The sequence below is a fragment of the Peptococcaceae bacterium genome, from assembly GCA_024655825.1.
GTDB lineage: Bacteria > Bacillota > Peptococcia > DRI-13 > PHAD01 > JANLFJ01.
On sequence record JANLFJ010000097.1, the window covers coordinates 1 to 591 of the forward strand.

At 58.0% G+C, this 591-nt stretch carries 2 protein-coding genes; both read left to right on the plus strand.

All coding sequences use genetic code 11. The annotated features are described in order from the left end of the window. The coding region (locus NUV48_15575) for a DUF1670 domain-containing protein (protein ID MCR4443551.1) at nt 1-381 on the plus strand (381 nt) is incomplete at its 5' end. A gap of 23 nt (nt 382-404) precedes the next feature. Then, nucleotides 405-591: hypothetical protein (locus tag NUV48_15580; GenBank protein MCR4443552.1), on the plus strand; the 187-nt coding region annotated here is incomplete at its 3' end.

The following is a 591-nucleotide window of genomic DNA, read 5'->3' on the forward strand; positions in this document are numbered from 1 at the left end:
AAATCCGTACAGACTTTACTAAAGGAGCACCCGAGCGTGGTGGTTCCCACCAGGGGCCTCGTGGCTGACATGGGACCGGCCTTAAGCCACGCCGACAAGATCATCCGCCTCTACATGGACGGCTATACCGAGACCGAAATCGTCCGGCGCACCGGGCACAGCTATGAGTCAATAGAGAACTACCTCCTGGACTTCGCCCGGGTCACCTACCTCCTGGAAAGGGGCCTGCCGGTACCGGCTATTAGAAAAGTCCTGGGCTGTTCCAGGAGGCTCGTTGAAAAACACGTCAACCTCTACCGGGAGTTTTCCGGCCCCGACTACGCCTTCATGATGGCGAAGGTCCGCCGCCTGGCCGAGGCCCACCCGGTTAAAAAAAACTAACACTCCAAGGAGGGATGAGTTTGTTGGAAGCCAAGAAGGGTGTGAACAGCCGCTACGCCACCCTTCTTGTCAGGGATGTATTACCGGTACAAATTGCCCACCTGAAAACCAGCTTTGAACTGGCCCCGGCCTCTAAATTAGCCGAGGCGGCCTGTACGGTCACCAACCAGGCCGTGGAGGCCTGGGAAAAGGACCAGGGCACCAAGCGCC